The 19,604-nt window shown below is 44.9% G+C and carries 14 protein-coding genes and 1 pseudogene; 6 read left to right on the top strand and 9 right to left on the bottom strand.

Annotation, left to right across the window (positions count from 1 at the left end; all coding sequences use genetic code 11):
• Position 1: 1 nt before the first annotated feature.
• The gene (locus G5B06_RS08250) at positions 2 to 940 is read right to left on the bottom strand and encodes an ABC transporter permease (protein ID WP_119248166.1); all 939 of its coding nucleotides are present in this window, start codon (positions 938 to 940) and stop codon (positions 2 to 4) included.
• Positions 941 to 1,237: 297 nt separating this feature from the next.
• Between G5B06_RS08250 and G5B06_RS08245 the strand changes: the two genes are divergently transcribed.
• Entirely contained in the window at positions 1,238 to 2,266 is a 1,029-nt protein-coding gene (locus G5B06_RS08245) for a LacI family DNA-binding transcriptional regulator (RefSeq protein WP_015526650.1), read from the top strand.
• Between the two features lie 161 nt (positions 2,267 to 2,427).
• Positions 2,428 to 4,263 carry an amylosucrase gene (locus G5B06_RS08240; RefSeq protein ID WP_173771734.1) on the top strand — a complete coding sequence of 612 codons (1,836 nt, stop codon included), beginning with the start codon at positions 2,428 to 2,430 and terminating at the stop codon, positions 4,261 to 4,263.
• A 296-nt stretch (positions 4,264 to 4,559) separates the two neighbouring features.
• On the opposite strand, the pseudogene G5B06_RS08235 reads toward G5B06_RS08240, so the two are convergent.
• The 3 genes and pseudogenes from G5B06_RS08235 to G5B06_RS08225 form a co-directional block, all read right to left on the bottom strand.
• Positions 4,560 to 5,714 (bottom strand): annotated as a pseudogene (locus G5B06_RS08235) (FprA family A-type flavoprotein); the annotation flags it as partial.
• A 141-nt stretch (positions 5,715 to 5,855) separates the two neighbouring features.
• The gene (locus G5B06_RS08230) at positions 5,856 to 6,020 is read right to left on the bottom strand and encodes a cupin domain-containing protein (RefSeq protein WP_119248168.1); all 165 of its coding nucleotides are present in this window, start codon (positions 6,018 to 6,020) and stop codon (positions 5,856 to 5,858) included.
• 126 nt (positions 6,021 to 6,146) lie between these two features.
• Entirely contained in the window at positions 6,147 to 7,235 is a 1,089-nt protein-coding gene (locus tag G5B06_RS08225; protein ID WP_021976050.1) for a hypothetical protein, read from the bottom strand.
• A gap of 202 nt (positions 7,236 to 7,437) precedes the next feature.
• On the opposite strand from G5B06_RS08225, the gene G5B06_RS08220 reads away from it, so the two are divergent.
• The 3 genes from G5B06_RS08220 (at position 7,438) to sstT (ending at position 12,724) form a co-directional block, all read left to right on the top strand.
• Entirely contained in the window at positions 7,438 to 8,793 is a 1,356-nt protein-coding gene (locus G5B06_RS08220) for an MATE family efflux transporter (protein ID WP_173771732.1), read from the top strand.
• Positions 8,794 to 8,842: 49 nt separating this feature from the next.
• Complete coding sequence (locus G5B06_RS08215; protein ID WP_173771730.1) at positions 8,843 to 11,356, top strand: YfhO family protein; 2,514 nt, start codon at positions 8,843 to 8,845, stop codon at positions 11,354 to 11,356.
• 159 nt (positions 11,357 to 11,515) lie between these two features.
• On the top strand, positions 11,516 to 12,724 hold the full coding sequence (gene sstT, locus G5B06_RS08210; protein ID WP_173762912.1) for a serine/threonine transporter SstT: 1,209 nt from the start codon (positions 11,516 to 11,518) through the stop codon (positions 12,722 to 12,724).
• 121 nt (positions 12,725 to 12,845) lie between these two features.
• On the opposite strand, the gene G5B06_RS08205 is transcribed toward sstT, so the two are convergent.
• Entirely contained in the window at positions 12,846 to 13,475 is a 630-nt protein-coding gene (locus G5B06_RS08205) for a metal-dependent hydrolase (RefSeq protein WP_173771728.1), read from the bottom strand.
• A 193-nt stretch (positions 13,476 to 13,668) separates the two neighbouring features.
• Positions 13,669 to 15,177 (bottom strand): 4-alpha-glucanotransferase, encoded by a 1,509-nt coding sequence (gene malQ, locus G5B06_RS08200; RefSeq protein ID WP_173762910.1) that lies wholly within the window; start codon positions 15,175 to 15,177, stop codon positions 13,669 to 13,671.
• A 395-nt stretch (positions 15,178 to 15,572) separates the two neighbouring features.
• Here malQ and G5B06_RS08195 point away from each other — a divergent pair, with 395 nt between their 5' ends.
• The gene (locus tag G5B06_RS08195) at positions 15,573 to 16,592 is read left to right on the top strand and encodes a LacI family DNA-binding transcriptional regulator (protein ID WP_118063391.1); all 1,020 of its coding nucleotides are present in this window, start codon (positions 15,573 to 15,575) and stop codon (positions 16,590 to 16,592) included.
• Between the two features lie 131 nt (positions 16,593 to 16,723).
• Here G5B06_RS08195 and G5B06_RS08190 read toward each other — a convergent pair whose 3' ends face one another.
• The 3 genes from G5B06_RS08190 to G5B06_RS08180 form a co-directional block, all read right to left on the bottom strand.
• Positions 16,724 to 17,206: a GNAT family N-acetyltransferase gene (locus G5B06_RS08190; protein WP_021975851.1), complete on the bottom strand. Its 483-nt coding sequence runs from the start codon at positions 17,204 to 17,206 to the stop codon at positions 16,724 to 16,726.
• Positions 17,196 to 18,500, bottom strand: coding sequence for an MATE family efflux transporter (locus G5B06_RS08185; protein WP_118063389.1), 1,305 nt, complete (start codon positions 18,498 to 18,500; stop codon positions 17,196 to 17,198). Before G5B06_RS08185 ends, G5B06_RS08190 begins: the two co-directional genes overlap by 11 nt.
• 95 nt (positions 18,501 to 18,595) lie before the next feature.
• Positions 18,596 to 19,600: a U32 family peptidase gene (locus G5B06_RS08180; protein WP_173771726.1), complete on the bottom strand. Its 1,005-nt coding sequence runs from the start codon at positions 19,598 to 19,600 to the stop codon at positions 18,596 to 18,598.
• Positions 19,601 to 19,604 lie beyond the last annotated feature (4 nt).

Here is a 19,604-nt window from a genome sequence, read left to right as displayed (position 1 = left end):
CCTATAATCCCTCTCCGTCATTCAGTTTCTTGACTACCCAGTTTACAAAGATCAAAAGAATTACATTGATCACTGAATTAAACAGCCCCACTGCTGTAGAATATCCATAGTCTCCATTCAGAAGACCGATTCTGTATACATAAGTAGAAAGAATCTCAGATGCAGGAAGGTTCATATCTGTCTGCAGTGCATATGCTTTTTCAAAACCAATGCTCATAATATTTCCGGCCTGAAGGATAAACTGGATCACAATGATGTTTTTAATAGCCGGAAGCTGTACATACCAGATCTGCTGCAGGATATTTGCTCCATCCACCACTGCTGCCTCTTCCAGATCCTTACTTGCATTGGCAAGTGCTGCAGTATACATAATGGATGCCCATCCGGCTGTCTGCCAGATTCCGCTGGCTATGTAAATGGTACGAAATGCTGCCGGCATAGTCATCCAGTTGGCATCGGAACCGATCAGTTTATTCAGCGGACCTACCGGTGAAAGAAACATACGAACCATACCACAGAGTACGATAACGGAAATAAAATTCGGCGCATAGATTAGAAGCTGAATTTTTTTCCTGATCCCGGCTCTCCGGATCTGATTCAGAAGAAGTGCCAGGATGATCGGAATCGGAAATCCCCACAGCAGTCCGTAAATACTCAGTTTCAAAGTGTTCACAAGATAATTCATAAAATCCGGTGATGCCAGAAATCTCCGGAAGTATTCCAGTCCTACCCATTTGCTTCCAAATACACCATCAATGACATTGTAGTCCTCAAAAGCGATCAGTACGCCACCCATGGGCACGTATTTGAAGATGATCGTCAGAAGAAGTGCAGGCAGCAGAAAAAACACATACAGCTGCCAGTTCTTTTTCACATACTGAAGCTTTTCTGCAGCAGTTCTTTTTCCTGCCGGAATAGCTTTCGCAGAACCTTTTTTCATTCTCTTTTCCTCCCGTTTTTGTTCTTTCGTTCTTGTTTAGTAACCGGTAAAGTAACCGGTTACTTTATAATTTGATACTACTATATGACATAGCTTCTGTCAACCTTTTTTGTTAATTTATTCAAGAAAAGTTACCGGTAACTTAACTGGTTATTTTTTTATTGCTATTTAACGTCTGTATTGTTATACTTAATTACATCAATCCAATTATCTTGTACGGTCTGCAGATTTCTCTTATATGATCACATCTGCATTCCGTATCATAACTTTCTGCTGTTAAAAGGAGACTATTTTTTTATGGCTAAAAAACAGGTAACATTTGCCGATATTGCAGAATACACTGGTTTTTCCAAGACTACGATCTCCAGATATTTCAATCATCCGGATTCTCTGACCCTGGAAAATCAGGAAAAGATCGCAAAAGCCCTTGATGAGCTCGGCTACAGAAAAAACAAGCTTGCCAGGGTTCTTGCCAATGGAAAAAGCGAATTTGTAGGGATCATTGTCCCGAACCTTTATCTTCATTATTATTCCGAAATGCTGACACAGCTTCTTCGAAGTTACTCCGATTATCATTACAAATTTCTGGTTTTTGTCAGTGATGGCGGCCCGGAGAAAGAAATGCAGTATCTGGACGAGCTGATGGCTTATAAGATTGAAGGACTTATTGTTCTCAGCCATACTCTTTCCTCTGAAAAACTGGCTTCCTATAATATTCCTGTGATCGCCATTGAACGTGAAGCAGAACATATATGCAGCGTTACAACAGACAATTACATGGGCAGCATGCAGGCTACTTCTCTGCTGATACGTAATCAGTGTGATGTACTGATCCACATCAATGTCCATGTACCTGAGAATATTCCGGCTTATGACCGTATCCGTGCCTTTGAGGAAACATGCCGGGAATATCATGTTCCTTATGAACTGAACCTTAATGTTTCCGGTGATTCCTATCAGGAGCTTTTTGAACAGATGCGTGTGATCTTTCAGGATATTGACAGTAAATATTCCGGTCAGAAAAAAGGCATATTTTTATCCAATGATACTTACGCAAATATATTTCTCAATCTGATCTTCCAGAAATACAACTGTCTGCCGGATGAATATCAGATCATCGGATTCGATAATTCACCCATTGCTGCGGAGTCCATCATCCCGATCACTACTATTGGACAGCAGATTGATGTGATCGCACAGACTACCATGGAACTGCTTGTGGAACAGATGAACGAAATGAAGAAAAGAAAACCGGCACCGCTTCAAAAACCGATCCACAAAAAGATCACTCCGGTTCTGATACGACGACAGACAACCGGAGACTGAAAATACATACAACATTTTTCCATATTCCATAACAACCCGTATATTCATGTACTGGAAACTTCATGCTATAATTCTGTGGAAAAATGTCAGATAACCATTACCGCCGGGAAATATTTTACAGGTTTCCCGACATCTATAAATATCTATTCAGGGAGGAAATCATGAAAAAAGATCAGGAAATTTTTCAGGAACGTTTAAACCATCATCACGACGAGCTTCGATGGCTGTACACAGAGCTTTATCACAATGACGACATGTTTGCAGAGCTCTGCGATCAGATGTATCAGTATTTTACAGCACGCCGCCGTGCTCTCAAAAACCGCGACCTTGAAAGAGAAAAAAATCCGGACTGGTTCCGCCAGAAGGATATGCTGGGCATGATGCTCTACATTGACAATTTTGCCGGCAACATCAAGGGAGTTTCTGCCAAGCTTCCATATCTTAAGGAATGCAACGTGAACTGCCTGCATCTGATGCCGTTTCTGGACACTCCGAAGGGCCGTTCCGACGGTGGTTACGCAGTAGCCGACTTCCGCAAAGTCCGCCCGGACCTTGGTACCATGGAGGATCTTGCTGCCCTTGCTGACAAATGCCACAAAAACGGAATGAACCTGTGTATGGATTTTGTTATGAACCACACTTCCGAGGATCATGAGTGGGCCAAAAAGGCACGCCAGGGTGACGGAGAATATATGAGCCGTTACTTCTTCTACAACAACCGTGAGATCCCGGACGAGTACGAAAAGACCGTACCTCAGGTGTTCCCTACCACTGCTCCGGGAAACTTTACCTGGCTTCCGGATATCGGTCATTATGTCATGACTACTTTTTACCCGTATCAGTGGGATCTGAACTATGGCAATCCCCGTGTTTTCAATGAGATGATGTATAACTTCCTCTTCCTTGCAAACCAGGGAATGGATGTGATCCGTATTGATGCGGTTCCATATATCTGGAAAGAGCTTGGAACTCCGTGCCGTAACCTGAAACAGGTTCATACCATCGTCCGTATGATGCGTATGATCGCTGAAATCGTCTGCCCCAGTGTTGTTCTTCTGGGCGAGGTTGTTATGGAACCGGAAAAAGTTGTTCCGTACTTTGGAACCGTGGAGAAACCGGAATGCCATATGCTTTACAATGTAACAACAATGGCTACAACCTGGAACAGCATTGCCACCCGTGATATCCGCCTTCTGAAAAAACAGATGGATATTGTGAACAGCCTTCCGAAGCAGTATACTTTCCTGAATTATCTCCGCTGCCATGATGACATTGGCTGGGGACTGGATTTCGCCACTCTGAAAGACTGGGGCATGGACGAGCCGGCCCACAAGCGTTACCTCAACGATTTCTTCACAGGAAAACATCCGGGAAGCGACAGCCGCGGAGAGCTTTATAACGATGACCCGGTAACTCAGGATGCCCGTTTCTGCGGAACCACTGCTTCCATGTGTGGAATCGAGGCTGCACTTTTTGAAAAAAATGATGAGAAGCTGGAAAGAGGTATCCGTGAAGATCTGATGCTTCACGCATATATGCTTACTCAGTCCGGAATCCCAATGCTTTACAGTTCCGATGAAGTTGGCCGTCTCAATGATTATTCCTATAAAGATGATCCGGATAAAGCAGCGGATTCCCGCTATATCCACCGCGGTGCTTTCCAGTGGGATCTCGCGAAAAAACGGAAATCAAAAACTTCTGTTGAGGGCCAGATCTTCCAGACACTGAGTCGCATGGAGCAGATCCGCCGCCAGGAATCTGTTTTTGACAAAGACTGCGATGTATATACTTACGATGTTCATGATGACAGCATTCTCTGCATCCTCCGCCAGAAGGGAAATGAACGTTTTATCGGAATTTTCAACTTCAGTGACAGTGAAAAAACTGCATGGATGCAGGAAGAAGGAACCTTCCGTGATCTTATTACAGGACAGACTCTGGAGCTTAAGGATGTGGTGCTTCCGGCTTATGGATTTATGTGGTGTAAAAGAATGTAACTTATTCTGTGGCATGACCCTTTCTCTAATCTCAGGTCAGAATTCAGGATCTGCCGGCAACTACGAAAATATCCTTTTCACGAGCCGCTTAATCTATTGTAGCATCTTCTAAAATTATACAAGCACAGATAATTTTTTCCTGTTGCTCGGTAAATAAAAAAGACGTAACCTTATGGATTGATATATTTCTCTCATTAACAACTCAGTAAATGAAAGGACCTATCAATCCGGGTTCACGTCTTTTTATTATGCTATATCTTCAGTTTCTTCTGCATATGCCTGGCATTCAGAAATTATTTGCAGAGTTCCTCTGCCATCGCATCGATCTCTGCCACATTCTCATCACTTAAGGAGGACATGATCTTTACATTATTCTCCAGCCATGTGATATTTTTGCTCTTCTCGAACATTCCTTTCATGACTTTGGCTGCGGTTGGTGCCCAGCTTCCGTTCTCGATAAGGCCGATGGTACGGTTCTGGTAATTGCGCTCTGTCAGGTTTTCGATGAATGTTCTCATGAACGGGAATGCCTCTCCGTTATATGTAATGCTGGCCAGTACCAGTTTGCCGTAGCGGAAAGCGTCCTCCACTGCTTCTGCCATATCTTCTCTTGCAAGATCGCAGACAACAACCTTCGGGCAGCCTTTTTCTTCCAGTTTCTGTGCAAGAAGTTCTGCTGCTTTCTTTGTATGGCCATATACGGATGTGTAGGCAATCATTACGCCTTCACTCTCTACCTTGTAGGAAGACCAGATATCGTATTTCTCCAGGTAGTGTCCAAGATTCTCGGTAAGGATCGGTCCATGAAGCGGGCAGATAGTCTGAATATCCAGAGTTGCAGCTGCTTTGAGAAGCTTCTGTACCTGCGGGCCGTATTTTCCAACGATTCCGATATAGTAGCGGCGTGCTTCGCAGTCCCAGTCTTCTTCCACATCAAGGGCTCCGAATTTACCGAATCCATCTGCGGAAAACAGAACTTTGTCTGTGCTGTCATATGTGACCATAACCTCCGGCCAGTGAACCATCGGTGCAAATACAAAAGTAAGGACATGTTTTCCAAGTGTCAGGCTGTCACCGTTGGCTACGATATGTTTCTTTCCTTCCAGGTCCATTCCACGGAAGAAGTTCTCCATCATGGTGAAAGTTTTAGTATTGGCAACAACGGTTGTATCCGGATATGCTTTCATAAAGTTCTCAATATTTGCGGCGTGGTCCGGCTCCATATGCTGAACTACCAGATAATCCGGTTTCGCGCCATCCAGAACTTCTGCTACTTTTCCCAGCCATTCTTCTGTAAAGTTGGTATCTACTGTGTCCATAACTGCGATCTTCTCATCTTTGATCACGTAGGAGTTATAGGACATTCCGTTTGGTACTACGTACTGTCCCTCAAACAGGTCTACCTGATGGTCATTTACACCTACATAATAAATATCATTTCCAATTTTCATTGTTACAGGATCCTCCTTGGTCTGCTGTATTTTATATTTTCAATATTTCTGAAAATACTGTCTCATTGCTATCATTTATTATACCATTGTTCATACTGAAAGCAACGTTCAATCCATAATTATCCAGTTCATTATTCCGTTTTATTTCTCGATTGGGAATACAACAGTCAGAAGCATCTTAAAACGCTCTACCGCATAAACTGCATGAGGAATGGTTGCCGGCATTACCAGAGCTTCGCCTGCTTTGCAGACATGTTTTACACCACCTACGGTAAATTCTCCAACACCATCCAGAACCGTCACCATGGCATCACCCCTGCCTTTTTTCTATCCCGATTTTACCATTTTTATACCTGTTGTGTAAATAAAAACAGCCTTCCACAAGCAAGCTTGCTCTAGGCTGTTTTTACTTACGTCTTATTCTCTGAACTGTTACAGAATGTATTTCCTCAATGCACTTCGAAACTCCCCGATTCTCTGCTCGGCAAGTTCCCTCAGTGTGATGTTCTTCATGCTCTCGATATACCCCTGCTCCTGACGATAGAGCCATTTGGTGTCGGCAGGGCGGATCTCCTGGTAGTGGTTGTGAGCCAGCCAGTCTTCGTAGCTGATCGGTGTCGGATAGCCAAGTTTCTCATCCAGAAGCTCCTTGAAGTCGATCTTGTCCGCGCGCTCCAGGATTCCCTCCCAGAATTCCAGGACTTCCTCTACATGCTCATGGATCTCATAACGTCTTGCGCCGCCATCGTAGATAATACATTTTTCAAAAAGAGGGCTGCACATGGAAAGTGTCTCTCTTCGAAATTCCGGTGCAACGATTCCACCCTTCCAGTAGAAATCAACATCCGGAAGATTGATCCCGGAAACGCCTTTATCCTGATAGGTGGAAAAAATCCCTTCATAAAATACCGTGATAAATCCTTCAAACTCCGGCCAGAACTCGCGGATCTCTTTTGTCAGGTTCTCAAGAATATCGATTCCCCTGGTTCCTCCAATAGTAAAGATGATAATATTACGAAGTTTTGTCCCACGTTCTCTGTAAAAATCAGTCACATAACGGAGACAATGGATCAGTGTTTCACCACTTGCGATGATGTCACCGATCATCAGAGTACTGTCCGGAACCATGGTCAGTTTGCTGTACTTGATCTCAAGCCCTGTCATCTCATCTTCCGCAAAAACACGCTCGCTGGAAAGAAAGCTGATATCATGAACACGGATATGCTCTTTATAACAGGCCTCCTCAAGAGGATAATTCAGCGCCCCTCTTAAGATAGAAAGAATATTTGCAGTGGTAACCTTCTTCTGCTCCTTCAGATAATAAAGCATCTGGCAGGTAGACGGGATCAGACAGTTATATACCTCATATCCTACCACTTCCGGAGTATTCAGAAGCTTTCTTGTCTCTGCCTCTGAAGTAATATAATATTCGTTTACATAATCTCCGCCATCAAGACGATAGCATGCGACACCCTGCTCGTTAAACTCCGGTACCAGACGTACATTGTCCCAGTTATTCATGTGTATTTTTCCCCTTTTTTCAAAGACTTTTCGATTTTTCCATATCTCTCAACAGCTTATGATGAACCACCGGATATGTCAAGTAGAATCTGCCCGAAAAATATTTATTTTACGCGGTTTTCCCCTCTTTACAAACCTTTTTCAACAGAGTATTGTATAACCTGGATGAAGGAATTTTATATACTTTTTATGAGGTAATTTTATGTGTGAAAATGAAAAAAAGAAAACTCATTCCATAGAGATGACTTCCGGTTCTCTCTGGAAAAATATCCTCCTCTTCAGCCTTCCCTTGATGGGGTCCCAGGTGTTGGAGGTTCTTTTTAACTTAAGCGATGTTGCGGTTGTAGGACGGTTTGCGGACTACCTGGCACTTGGAGCTGTGGGTTCCACAACGCTTCTGGTCACTTTGTTTACCGGAATCCTGATCGGCATGGGTGCCGGTGTCAACGTCCGTGTAGCCCACGAACTTGGCGCCGGAAACAGAAAAGGCACGGAAGAAACGATCCATACCTCGCTTCTTCTCTGCGCCATCGCAGGCCTTCTGGTCTGTATCATCTGTCTTCTGTTTTCCGGGCAGATGCTGGCCATGATGAACACGAAACCGGAACTGATCGACCAGGCTATTTTATATATGAAGATTTACGCTCTGGGTATGCCTGCCATGGCTGTATACAATTTCGGTAACGGCGTTTTAAGCGCCCGCGGCGATACGAAACGACCACTGATCTATCTTTCCATTGCCGGAGTGATCAACGTTCTTCTGAACCTGTTTTTTGTTATCGTCTGCCATATGGCTGCTGCAGGTGTTGCAACTGCCAGCGCGCTCTCCCTGTATGTGTCCGCGTCTCTGGTAATGATCCACCTCCTCCGGCGAAAAGATGAATGCCAGGTATCCCTGCGTAAGCTCCGTCTTCACCCGAAGGCCTGTAAATCTGTACTGCTCCTTGGTATTCCTACAGGTCTGCAGAACGGAATCTTTGCCATTGCAAACCTGTTCGTACAGACCGGTGTCAATTCCTTTGATGCGGTAATGGTTTCCGGAAACGCAGCTGCCGCAAATGCCGATGCCCTGATCTACAATGTCATGTTTTCTTTTTACACGGCATGTGCAAGCTTCATCGGCCAGAACTGGGGCGCCGGAAACAAAAAACGAATGCTGAAATCCTATGGCGTCAGCCTTACCTATGCCTTCATCGCAGGCGCGATCCTTGGTGGACTGCTTCTTGTTTTCGGGCCGCAGTTTCTGTCACTGTTTGCCACAGAACCGGCTGTTATTGATGCCGGTATGCAGAGAATCCGGATCATGGGCTTCTGTTATGCTTTCAGCTGTTTTATGGATAGCAGCATCGCAGCTTCCCGTGGCATTGGAAAAAGCATTCCGCCTACCATCATTGTTATCCTGGGTTCCTGCGTATTCCGTATTATCTGGATTTATACGGTATTCGCACACTTCCAGACCATTTCCGCTCTGTATCTTCTGTATATTTTCTCATGGGGAATTACAGGATTTGCGGAAGTTCTGTTCTTTGCTTTCAGTTTCAGAAAAATCCGGACATGAACGCTTCCTTACTTTTACTGATTTCAAAACTATCTGAAGGAGAAAACGTATGAAACACAAACACCATATAAAAAGACTGCTGCACCCTGCTGCAGCAGTACTTTTTACTGCCTTTATTATTACAGTCGCACTGATTCGAAGCCACATTTATCCCTTTGGGGAAAATCTCCTCGTATACAACGACATGCAATATCAGTATACGGATTTCTTTTTGTGGTTTTCCAATGTCCTTCACGGAAAAGATTCCCTGATTTATTCTTTTCATTCCGGTCTCGGCGGAAGTACTCTAGCTCTTTTTGCCTATTATCTCGCTTCCCCGTTGAACCTGCTGGTATATTTTGTTGACTCCGCACACATCGGAGAGTTTCTTACTCTCCTGATCTGCCTGAAACTGCTCCTGTGCAGCGTTACTTCATATATTTATATCAGCCGCCGTTTTCAGCCTGCGCCTTTATTTCGGATTCTTATTTCCGTATCTTACGCACTGATGGGTTACAACATTCTCCAGTGCAGCAATATCATGTGGCTGGACGGAGTAATTGCCGCACCTGTCATTGCACTTGGAATTTACCGGCTGATTTCCGGGAACAGACGAAACCTTTATTTTTTCACCCTTTTTTATGGAATTCTTACCTGCTGGTACACCGGATATATGCTCTGTCTTTTTGCGGTTCTGTATTTTTTATTTGAAATGTTTCTTCATTATGAAAAAAAATCTCCGGTATTCCGGCAGATCTTTAAGACAACCGGTATTTTTATCTCCACCTCCATTCTCAGCCTCATGGCTTCCGGAATTCTGTTTATTCCCCAGGCCATTCATATGCTGGAAGACGGAGAAGGATTTGATCTTTCCATATTCAAGCCGGCATTTGGTTTTTCCTACCTGGAAGGATTCCGGGATTTCTTTCTGGAACCGGATGTTCTCACATGGAACGAATATATTCCTCCTGTATACATCGGATCATTTGTCCTTTTTCTGACCGTCCTTTTTCTTGTTGCAAAAGGTCCCAGTACATTCCGCAAAAAGCTGGCTGCTGCTTATTTTTTCGGATTTATCCTGATTTTTGCATTCCGCCCGCTGAATTATATTTTTACAGTATTTCGTATTCCTACTTCGCATACCTATCGTTATGCATTTATATACGGTCTTTTTATGATTGCCATAGCAGGAATGTGTGCCGATGAAATCCGTTATATCCGTCAGAAATATCTGATTTTTGCCGCACTGATCATTGCAGGCACCGGAATGATTTTTGACATGATACGGCCTTACGGAAACCAGAACCGTCTGTATTTCAGCTGCTTTGCCGCACTGATAACTGGAATCGGTCTTATTATTATAAAGAAAAAACCACGCAGAACCGCTGCATTGCTTTCTGTCTGCCTGCTTCTTCTCTGTACCACTTATGAGTTTTCCTCAAAAATGCAGATGATTTTTTCAGATCATACAGAAAATGTACAATGGTACCGTTCCTATACTGCCACAATGAAAGGGGAGCTTGCGGATCTTATGGACAGTGACCAGTCTCTGTACCGTGTTGACAAAAACTTTTCCAGAACTCCTATGCGTGGAGCAAATGAATCTCTGTCACTGGGATACAGTTCGGTTTCCAACTATACTTCTACCAACAATGTAAAAGAAGCCGTTTTTCTCAGAAAAATGGGATACACCAACGATACCACCCTGGTTCCCTACACTGCCAATCTGGTTATGGATTCTCTCCTTGGTGTAAAATACATTTATTCCAGAGAACCCATTACCGGCTGTGAACAAATCCGTCAGGACATTCTGGACGGCATCAGTCTTTACCGCAACCCTTACGCACTTCCTCTTGGTTATGCCGTAAACAATCTGGAAACAGCTGAGGATTATGGTACAAATGTATTTGAAAATCAGACCCTCCTGTGCAAACACCTGTCCGGACAGGGAGACGGTCTCTACACCAGTGCCGAAATCCAGTCTCAGGATACCGATGGAAATTCATGGACCTCCTGGGAACTTAAAGTTCCTGCTGATGGCGCCTTTTACTGTTATTTTTCCAATGAAGCCAATAATACAAATATTGAGGTCAACGGCCAGTATTTCAAAACCAATCCCTGGTATGAAAATCCCATTCTCTATCTGGGAGAATACAAATCCGGCGATACGGTAACCATCCGTCTTCTCAATGATGAAGGCAATTACAAAGACGACTACGGATTATGTGCGGCAACTCTGAATACTCAGGTTCTGAAAAATGTAACCGATCTTTTACGCAGCCGTTCCTGTACCATACAGAAAATGGAAAAGGGAGAAGTGCTGGCAGAATATGATGCCGCTGATGAGGAAACACTCCTGCTTACCGTTCCTGACGAAAACGGATGGGATCTTTATATCAATGGAAAAAAATCCACAAAATATCAGGCAGAAAATACCTTTATCGCTGTTCCGGTTTCCAAAGGCCATAATACCATCCAGCTGCGTTACCATGCACCTGGATTACGTGCAGGTATTTTTTCCAGTGTTCTGGCTCTTGGACTTTTTTCCTTCCTGTCACTGTCACGAAACAGAAAAAAACATTGATATATAATTACTTTTTTCGTGATTGTTGTACATTTGTCTTTACAAGACGGACAAAATTGTATATAATCATTACATTGTGCTTTTACGTGATGCAGTATTAGTATTACATCTCAGAACAGTAAAAGCATTCTCACACAATAGGAAAGAGGAAAAGTAGTTATGAAAAACCTGATTCAAAAATGGAACAGCATCAATCTGATCAAACGTATCATCTGCGGTCTGATCGTTGGTATCATCCTCGGCCTTGCCATCCCGCAGGCGTCTGTGATCTCCATTCTCGGTGACCTGTTCGTCGGTGCTCTCCGTGGAATTGCTCCACTTCTGGTGTTCTTCCTGGTAATGAGCTCTCTGTGCCACATGGGAAAAGGCCAGAAAACAAACATGAAATTCGTCGTTGTACTTTACCTTCTTGGAAATATACTTTCAGCACTGGCAGCTGTTATCTCCAGCCGTCTGTTCCCGATCATGCTGACTTTTTCCGAGAATACAAATACTTCCGATGTCACTCCACCAAGCGGTGTTGCAGAAGTCCTCAAAAATCTTCTGATGAACATTGTTTCCAACCCGGTTGACGCACTTGTGAACGCAAACTATATCGGTATCCTTGCATGGGCTATCATTTTCGGTATCGCACTGAAGGCCGCAAGTGAAACCACCAAGACTGTCATCGAAAACATTTCCGATGCAACTTCCACAGCAGTCAGATGGATCATCAGTCTTGCTCCATTCGGTATCATGGGCCTGATCTTCACAACCATCTCCGAGCAGGGACTTGGTGTACTTTTAAGCTATGGCCGTCTGATCTGTGTATTGGTTGGAACCATGCTCTTTGTTGCACTGGTGATCAATCCGGTCGTTACTTTCATCTGCACACGTCAGAATCCATATCCGCTGGTTCTTCGCTGTCTGAAAGACAGTGGACTCACAGCATTTTTCACAAGAAGCTCTGCTGCCAACATTCCGGTAAACATGGAGCTCTGCAAAGACCTTGGACTTGATGAGGATACCTATTCCATCTCCATCCCTCTTGGTGCAACCATCAACATGGGGGGTGCTGCGATTACCATTTCCATCATGGCTCTGGCAGCTGCACATACACTTGGTATCAGTGTAGACTTCCCCACCGCTCTGATCCTCTGCATCTTGGCTGCTGCAAGTGCGGCAGGTGCTTCCGGAGTTGCCGGTGGTTCTCTGCTTCTGATCCCCATGGCCTGCAGCCTTTTTGGAATCCCCAATGATGTTGCCATGCAGGTAGTTGGTGTTGGTTTCATCGTAGGTGTTATCCAGGATTCCTGCGAGACAGCACTGAACTCTTCCACAGACGTACTTTATACAGCATGCGCCTGCAAGATCAGAAAGAAAAAATAATCACACTTACATATGTTAATTTGTAAAAAAAGAGCAGATCTTCCACAATTGGAAAATCTGCTCCTTTTTTGTCTCAACCTTCAATTCCTGCAATATCTGCACTCGGTAAATAAGATATCCTCTACATCTGAAAAAACTTCCAGCTCTCACCCATCCGCACAGCCAGATACACGATCTCAAAGATCACCGCCACAGATCCCAGTTTGAAAAGCAGTGAGTCAACAAAGCCCCCTGCCTTGCAGAAATCCAGCGCAATTCCTCCTGGCAGCGGATACAGAATCCGGACCCGTTTCCAGTTAAAACAGTCCAGTATCAGATGGGACGCAAAGCCTGTCACAAAGTAGGGTACCAGCTGTACAGATACCATGGAAAGCGCTCCGCTTAAAATGGCCATGGCCATAATGGAATGCATAAACGACCGGTGCGGTTGATTTTTTCCAAAGGCACAGACTGCAATAAAAATAATAACCCCCATAGCTACCGGTGCCATGGACTGGTCATTTCGGATCTTTTCCCAGATGGAAAAATCATAAAAATAATTCAGTGCGATCTCTGCTGCCACAAGCAGTACCGCGATCAGCGTAATCCGGTCCGCATCTTTATGGGACTTGGAAGTTCCCACGTCAATGTCACTGATCAGCGCTCCAAGCATTCCTGTTCCTGCGGCAAGTACCAGACCGGAAACTGTGGAGGGCTGTGTAACTGCCAGTACCGTTCCAAGTCCGACTGCCGCGTGTGTTTTTCCTGTCATAATTCTCCCCTTGCTGTAAGCGGATAAAATCATCCGCATTCGGTTAAAATAAGACAGCTGTCAGCCTCCCCTTTACTGACAGCTGCCTCCACGAAACAGCATTATATCACACAAAAAACTACGATTCTATCTAAAATCTTTCCACTCTCTTCCACGTCCCGTTTAAACGGAATATACTTCATGAACGTTCCTTTTAATCGGACCAGTTCATCCGTCCATAACGAAGTGTCATTCCATGTATCTCCTTCTGAAGTTTGATCGTCAGCTCTCTCTTACGTATTCTCCACTTCCAGTTCTTTCCTACTGTGGACGGCTGGTTCATTCTGCAGCTGTTATCCAGCCCCATGTAATCCTGCATGGGGATCACACAGAGTTTTGCACTACTTCGCATAACCATACTGATAAAACATTTGTACAGATCTTTATCCGGTGTCCAGTTATCACAGAGATAATCTCTGGCAAGCTTGCGCTCTTTTACCGTAATACTCTTCCACCATCCGGCAATGGTCTCATTATCGTGGGTTCCTGTGTATGCCACGCTGTTCTCCGGATAGTTATGCGGAAGGTAATCGTTGGCACATCCGGAATCTCTGGAGTCAAAAGCAAACTCCAGGACTTTCATTCCCGGGAAACCGCTGTCATGGACAAGCTGGCGAACGGAATCTGTTACATAGCCAAGATCCTCCGCAATGACCTGCTTCCAGCCAAGGACCTGCTCCACTTTGCGGAACAGATCGATCCCAGGACCTTTTTCCCAGTGGCCGCCAATGGCATTTTCCGCACCGTACGGAATAGAAAAATACTCATCAAAACCACGGAAATGGTCAATTCTTACCACATCATAAAGACGGAATACATAGCTCAGTCTGGAAAGCCACCACTGATATCCGGTATTTCTGTGATAATCCCAGCGGTACAGAGGATTTCCCCAGAGCTGTCCGGTTGCGGAAAATCCATCTGGCGGGCATCCGGCTACCGCTGTCGGTACATTCTCCTCATCCAGCTGGAAAAGCTCCGGATGAGCCCAGGTATCCGCACTGTCCATAGCTACATAGATCGGAATATCACCAATGATCTGGATGCCTTTTTCGTTGGCATATTTTTTCAGTTTCATCCACTGTTCATAGAATTTAAACTGCATATACTGCTGGAATTCAATATCAAAATACAGTTCTCTGCGATAGTAATCCATGGCATTTCCCCAGCGGAGACGGATATCCTCCGCCCATTTGGTCCACTCCACACCGCCGAACTGATCTTTCACAGCCATAAAAAGTGCATAGTCGGAAAGCCACCATTTATTCTCTGCCACGAATCTCTGATAATCCTGATTTTCGCTGATGTTGCTGTTCTCGTAAGCTTTGCGGAGAAGTTTGTAACGTCCTTTATAAATCTTCTCGTAGTCTACGCTGTCCGCTCTTTTTCCCCAGTTAACTTTCTCGCAGTCCTCTTTTGTAAGAACGCCTTCCTCCACCAGTGCCTTCAGACTGATAAAATACGGATTTCCCGCAAAGGTAGAGAAGGACTGATACGGAGAATCTCCGTAGCTTGTAGGGCCCAGCGGAAGGATCTGCCAGTAGCTCTGTCCTGCTTCCTTCAGCCAATCCACAAAATCATAGGCGCTTTTTGAAAAACATCCAATACCGTACTCTGACGGCAGGCTTGTGATCGGCATCAGAATGCCGGCTGCTCTTTTATCCATATCTTTTCTCTCCTTATGTTGAGCCCTGCATCTCAGAGCATCTTATCTATTATCCTCTTACGGATGCATATTCATATAATTTACGCAACCGTTTGCGTAAATTATACGTCCATTTTGCATGAAGTGCAATGCATTTTTGTCTTTTCTACCTTTCTTACAATTTTTACATCCTGATTTTGTGCAGTTTTTCATCATGCCAAGCAGAAATCTGTCTGCATCTCACTACCTGATTCTCTGTGCATCTGTTTTTACGCAATTTCATGCAATTTTACGTGCAATATGTTTGACAGTATCCTTGTTATGAACTACAATATCTCTATCAGACTGAGATAAAAAAGCCGGATCAGAGGCATACTTCCGCTTTGATCCGGCATATCCATAAGGAGGCAAATTTTATGGCAGTAACCATCAAAGATGTGGCAGCTCTGGCCGGGGTGTCCCCTTCCACTGTTTCCAGAACCTGCAAGAATAATCCATCCATCAGTGAGGAAACCAAGGAACGTGTACGAAAAGCCATGGTAGAGCTTGGCTATGAGCCGAATTTCCAGGCCAGCAATCTGGCCGCTCAGATTTCCCGTTCCATCGGTATTATCCTGCCTCCGTCACCGAAAGAAACTTATGAGAATTCTTTTTACCTGGAGGCGATCCGTGGAATCAGCCACTACTGTAACGCCCATCAGTATATCAGCACCATTGTCACCGGGCAGAATGAAGAAGAGATTCTGACTGCAGTCCGTTCCATGTCCAGAAGTGGTAAAGTGGATGGATTTATTGTTCTTTATTCCCGTGTGAACGACCCTGTCATTGATTTTCTTTTCAGTGAGGGACTTCTCTATATCCTTATCGGAAAACCGGCACAGTACACGAACCACACGATCTATATTGATAACGATAACCTTCTGGCCGGACAGGAAGCCACCGAATATCTCTATGCACTGGGCCACCGGAAGATCGCATATCTGGGTGTCGATAATTCTCTGGTCTTTTCCGCAGACCGAAAAACAGGCTATATGGCAGCTCTTCTGAACCACGGACTGACGGTACAGCCGGAATATTGTATCGAAGTTCCGGGAGCATCCCAGAATGAATTTCAGGAGCTTCGGAAACTGCTTACAGGTAACGACCGTCCAACCGCCATGCTGGTCAGTGATGACATCCTGGCACTTTCCCTGGAGCGTATCTGCATGGAAGCGGGGATTTCCATACCGGAAGATCTGTCCATCCTTTCCTTTAACAACTCACTGTTTGCCAGACTGACCTCACCCCAGCTGACTTCCATTGATATCAATTCCGGACAGCTTGGAATGGAGGCAGCTACGCAGATGATCAGCCATATTGAAAACCCGAACCTTCCAGCTACGAAGATCATTGTGCCCCATCATCTAATTGAGAGGGACAGCTGCCGGAGGATTTAAATGCCTCTGTCGGCGGATACATTATCTTAAACATGATCGAAGCACTTGCGATTTATACAAAAATATGCACCTCCCTTACTGGTTGTTCATCAATACCCAGTCTGAAAAGTGCATATTTTTTTCAATTCTTTCTATAATGCTTTCTCATAACACCAGTACATATGTCCCCAGAGTTCGCACTCTCCCACGCTCTCAAAATTCAGCTTATCATAAGAACGGAGCGCTTTTACATTATCTTTTGCAACAAGGAGATGCACGGCCTGATATCCCCGGTTCTTCAGTTCTTCCATCACGCCCACGAGAAGTTTCCGGGCAATTCCCTGGTTCTGAAATTCCTGGTATACTCCCACCCGGGAGACTTCCGCTGACGGCACCATGGTTTTCGACCAACATGTGAGACATTCCACGTTTGGATCATCATCAATGGAAATCACACCTATGATATTCCCGTCATCGTCACGCATACAGAACAGGGCATCTCTGGAAAAATCAAATTCCACCTCTTTTTCTGTCGGGTAGTCTTCTGTCCACACACAGTAGGGCGTTCCCAGCAACGAACGATATAATTTTAAAACGGTATCTGCCTCTTCTTTTCTTACACGATCAAATTTCATTTTTTAATCCTCTTTTCTCCCCTGCCTTCGCCAGCACAAGAAGTACGACAAAGGTAATGATCTCCGAGCTCAAAAATGAACTCCACACTCCGTTGATCCCAAACAGTCTGGAAAGGATCACCGCACTGATGGCAATGGCGATCACTCCACGCATAAGAGATCCGGTAATTGCCGGAACAGCACGGTCCACTGCCGAAAAATATGCCACCAGCATAATGTTGATCCCTGCAAACAGGAATCCCAGGAAATAAATCCGCAGTCCCACATGGGCATAATCCAGAAGCTGCTGATTATTTTCACTGTTAAAAACAGCGATCAGGTTGTCCGTAAATCCCCACACCACCAGAATCGTCACCGCTTCCAGCACTGCACTGGCGATCAGGCTCCAGCGAAGCAGGCTTTTTACATGGTCACGCTGTCCTTCTCCGTAGCTTTTGCTGATAAGAGGCTGTGCTCCCTGTGCCAGTCCGTTAAAGATGGACATTGCAACAAGAGAAAGATTGGCCACCACTCCATAAGCTGCCACGCTTACATTTCCCGCAATTCCAAGAAGCAGCATGTTAAAAATGATCGTAATAATCGCTGAGGAAAGCTCTCCCACAAAAGCCGAAATTCCAAGCTGACAGCAGGAAACCAGATGACGGATGGAAGGCCGTACCCACCGGAATCCCACGTGATTCTTTTTCCCCAGGTAATGGGTGGTACAGATGGCCATGGTGATCGCAGGGCTAATGGCTGTCGCCAGTGCCGCTCCCGCAAGTCCCAGCTTCATAGGGAACATAAAAATGTAATCAAACACAATATTAAACAAACTGGCAGAAATTGCGCCGGTCATGGCTGTGGACGTTCCCTGATCGTTTCGGGCAAACGCGGTAAACGTATAATTTGTCATAAACAATGGTGTAGTGATCAGCATGATCCGGAGATAGCTTTTTCCAAGGGCAGTCAGACCCGCATCTGCGCCAAGAAGATGCAGAAATTTCTCTGGTGCAAAAATACCTGTGATAATAAAAGGCACGCTGCACAGAACGCTCCAGAAAACGGACTGGAGAAAATAGTGATCCGTATTTTCACCCTTGGCTCTGTTGATTCCGAATCTGGTGGCCGAGCCAATGCCGATCATCGCCCCGATGGCATACACCACACCATACACCGGAAGAATCAGATTCAGGACCGCCAGCCCGTCCGCTCCCGAATGAACCGATATAAAAAAAGTATCCGCCAGAATATAAACCGATATTCCGATCATACCTGCAATACTCTGAAAAATATATTTAAAAAACTGTTTCAGCATAAATTCGCAATATCCTTTCCTGATCCTGTACTAGTATTTAATATTATAATACCCCGCCCAAAACTGCAACTTCAACCGAAAACTATCACACTCTGTTATCGATAATAACACCTTCCGCTGCACCCATAGGGGAACACTGTACGTTTTATCGTACACTGAAATCCTTCCTCATTTTCCGCAGTTTCCAGAATGTCCAGCGCTTTTCGTAAATTCCGGATATCTTTTTCCATATGACCCACATAATTTCCACGGCCGACCAGCTTGAGATGGGTAATCCCCGCCTGCCTCATCTTGTACAGAGCGCATAAACCACAGCCTGTTTCTCCGCAAAGATAGTCTGTGTCATCATAAGCAGATGGATCTGGTTCCCGCTCCCAGACCTGTGCCTGAAGATCCCGCATCTTTTCGGGAATAACATCGTCATCCCGCACAGTACCCAGCCAGTAAGGTACCCTGCAAAGATATCCCATCTCATCACAGTGCAGAGAATTGCAGAATGCCCCCGTAAACTGACACATTTCGTTGAGCACAAAAGCTTCGAATTCCATCCCCTCTTCCGGCCGGATGCCTGCCTGTTTTTCCTCCTCTCTCTCTGCTGCGATCACGGACTGCATATCCTGGAATGTATTTTTCCGGTGAAAAATTATCCGCTTCAGCGGAAAACGCCGGAACATTTTTACCATCTCACTGTTCACTTCCCCCGTCTCTCCGCTGAGATGGATCTCGCAGGAAATCCCCCTGTTTTTCAGATAAACAGGAAGTGCCGGATCTGCAAGGATATAGCTTCGAAATCCCAGTTCCATGCACTGTTCTATAATATCCCCGATCTCCGGATACTGTTCTGGAAGATAATACAGAGAATTGAAGGTGAGATGTACCGGCTTTTTATATTTTTTCACCATATGGGAAAGGATCTCCAGCTCACTGTATGCGCCAAGCTGCACATTGTAGCAGAGAACTTCTCTGCGGTTTAACGGCATTATCGTGCCATATTTTTCCGCCCAGGAAAACGGAACATAGCCGCAGAAAAATTCATCTGCTCCTGCCTGCACGAAACGTTCATATTCATCTATGGACCCTAATCCAGCTGTGATTTTCATAGTT

Source organism: Blautia luti (assembly GCF_013304735.1).
Taxonomy (GTDB): Bacteria; Bacillota; Clostridia; order Lachnospirales; family Lachnospiraceae; genus Blautia_A.
This window is presented reverse-complemented; position numbering and strand designations above follow the sequence as displayed.

Bases quoted from the DNA above. Each gene is read 5' to 3' on its own strand.
- G5B06_RS08250 (WP_119248166.1), bottom strand. From the start codon at position 940: ATGAAAAAAGGTTCTGCGAAAGCTATTCCGGCAGGAAAAAGAACTGCT.
- G5B06_RS08245 (WP_015526650.1), top strand. From the start codon at position 1,238: ATGGCTAAAAAACAGGTAACATTTGCCGATATTGCAGAATACACTGGT.
- G5B06_RS08240 (WP_173771734.1), top strand. From the start codon at position 2,428: ATGAAAAAAGATCAGGAAATTTTTCAGGAACGTTTAAACCATCATCAC.
- G5B06_RS08230 (WP_119248168.1), bottom strand. From the start codon at position 6,020: ATGGTGACGGTTCTGGATGGTGTTGGAGAATTTACCGTAGGTGGTGTA.
- G5B06_RS08225 (WP_021976050.1), bottom strand. From the start codon at position 7,235: ATGAATAACTGGGACAATGTACGTCTGGTACCGGAGTTTAACGAGCAG.
- G5B06_RS08220 (WP_173771732.1), top strand. From the start codon at position 7,438: ATGTGTGAAAATGAAAAAAAGAAAACTCATTCCATAGAGATGACTTCC.
- G5B06_RS08215 (WP_173771730.1), top strand. From the start codon at position 8,843: ATGAAACACAAACACCATATAAAAAGACTGCTGCACCCTGCTGCAGCA.
- sstT (WP_173762912.1), top strand. From the start codon at position 11,516: ATGAAAAACCTGATTCAAAAATGGAACAGCATCAATCTGATCAAACGT.
- G5B06_RS08205 (WP_173771728.1), bottom strand. From the start codon at position 13,475: ATGACAGGAAAAACACACGCGGCAGTCGGACTTGGAACGGTACTGGCA.
- malQ (WP_173762910.1), bottom strand. From the start codon at position 15,177: ATGGATAAAAGAGCAGCCGGCATTCTGATGCCGATCACAAGCCTGCCG.
- G5B06_RS08195 (WP_118063391.1), top strand. From the start codon at position 15,573: ATGGCAGTAACCATCAAAGATGTGGCAGCTCTGGCCGGGGTGTCCCCT.
- G5B06_RS08190 (WP_021975851.1), bottom strand. From the start codon at position 17,206: ATGAAATTTGATCGTGTAAGAAAAGAAGAGGCAGATACCGTTTTAAAA.
- G5B06_RS08185 (WP_118063389.1), bottom strand. From the start codon at position 18,500: ATGCTGAAACAGTTTTTTAAATATATTTTTCAGAGTATTGCAGGTATG.
- G5B06_RS08180 (WP_173771726.1), bottom strand. From the start codon at position 19,600: ATGAAAATCACAGCTGGATTAGGGTCCATAGATGAATATGAACGTTTC.